Annotated in this window: 1 protein-coding gene and 2 pseudogenes; 2 read left to right on the forward strand and 1 reads right to left on the reverse strand. The window is 49.1% G+C overall.

Going from position 1 to position 1565, the window contains the following annotated elements:
• Positions 1 to 313 (reverse strand): annotated as a pseudogene (locus J3L12_RS16540) (hypothetical protein); the annotation flags it as partial.
• 103 nt (positions 314 to 416) lie between these two features.
• Here J3L12_RS16540 and J3L12_RS16545 point away from each other — a divergent pair.
• Both J3L12_RS16545 and J3L12_RS16550 read left to right on the forward strand, forming a co-directional pair.
• Positions 417 to 1097, forward strand: a complete 681-nt coding sequence (locus J3L12_RS16545) for an ATP-dependent Clp protease proteolytic subunit (protein ID WP_208016147.1) — start codon at positions 417 to 419, stop codon at positions 1095 to 1097.
• A gap of 161 nt (positions 1098 to 1258) precedes the next feature.
• Positions 1259 to 1565: pseudogene (locus tag J3L12_RS16550) on the forward strand (hypothetical protein); the annotation flags it as partial.

Raw genomic sequence — 1565 nt, forward strand, 5'->3', positions numbered from 1 at the left:
AGAACAAGCTGGGTTCGGCCAGAAAATGTACGACCAAAGCTTGGTACTGGAGTAGTCGTCGCTGCAAACGGGTGCGTTCAGGTAGATGGGGGAAGCAGTCACCCAGGTTGGCGACCAGCCACAGGTAGAACCGGCGGAATGAGCCGCCTTTGAGGCTGAACATCAGCCCGATGGTGACCAACTCACTAAGGCTGAGCTTGGCTTGTTGATGTTCATGCTGTTCAGCCTTCGAACGCAGGGCATCGTCTACCCCAACGTACATCACCAAAGCAACGTCTTCCAGCGATAGAATGCATCTCGGGTCTGGCCGCATACACCAGACCCTATTCCTTTCTCCCGCTACTTTTCAACTAGCACCAGTGATTAATAGGGTGTTATAAGACAGAGTGACATTTAATCACTAGTTAGGCGGGCATATGCATTTTGCCCCTGTTGAAAATAAGGAGACGCAAATGGGAAGAGAAATCTACATTCGGTTTATGGCACCTGTTGTTCCCGAAACGACGGACCAACTCTTCCAACACGTTGATAACGCGATTCGGAACAAATACGAAAGGATACATCTACTATTGTCATCGCCTGGTGGCTCGGTCTTCCACGGGCTATCAATCTATAATTTTCTCAAGGGCGTCCCGACAGAAGTTCTTACCTATAATTTCGGCACTGTGGATTCCATCGGTATAGTCATCTTTTGCGCAGGTAGTAGGCGATTTTCTGTTCCCCATGCAAGATTTCTGATACACGGCGTTCGATTCAACATTGCAGGCAATGCATCGTTCGATGATAAACAAATAGAAGAACACCTAAAAAGTCTGAGAATTGACCAAGAGAACATAGCGCGAGTAATCGCTGACACTACAGGTAAACCTCTTCACAAAATAGAAGAAGACATGAATAACCGCACCACCCTAAATCCTAATCAAGCAAAGGATTATGGGCTTGTACATGAAATAAGATCAGAACTTCTTCCCATAGACGCTGAGTTTGTTGTCATTCGAGAGCTTGTACAAAGACCGCCTCAACAAGTGATTCAAGTGACTGCTCCTCTAGTACAAGCATACACACATTCTATTCAGATGGACATAGGCACACTATGAAAATGCCCGCCTAACAAGCGCTTCCACCTGACGCCGCTCCGCTGCGCTTCGCGGCGCAGGTGAAGCGCAGGCCGTTAGAGCAGTAATCATTACTCAAGTTACGCAACCCAGAAAAAAAGGCGATAGAATAGGGGTCTTCTGACAGCACAGGAGACCCCAAGATGCGTATAACCCCGTTGGCGACGTACCTGGAAGCGATGCTGGTGTCCATCCATAACCAGAGCTGTAGCGGTCTGGCTGATGGCTTTCATGCCGAATCAATCTCCCACGATTGGTTCCAACGAACCCTCAAAAGCAGTGACGTGGGTTCGTTGTACAGGGACTTGGTGCACAAGTTGAAGCTGGAGGGCGGTTATTTGATCCTGGATGACATCATCCTGGAAAAGCACACCCTCGGGCTGGAAGGCATCCGTAAACTGCTGGACACCAAAACGGGGGGGTTCCTCCTGGCCTTCCTGCCCTATGAGC

The organism is Meiothermus sp. CFH 77666, from assembly GCF_017497985.1.
In the GTDB taxonomy this organism is placed as follows: Bacteria; Deinococcota; Deinococci; order Deinococcales; family Thermaceae; genus Meiothermus.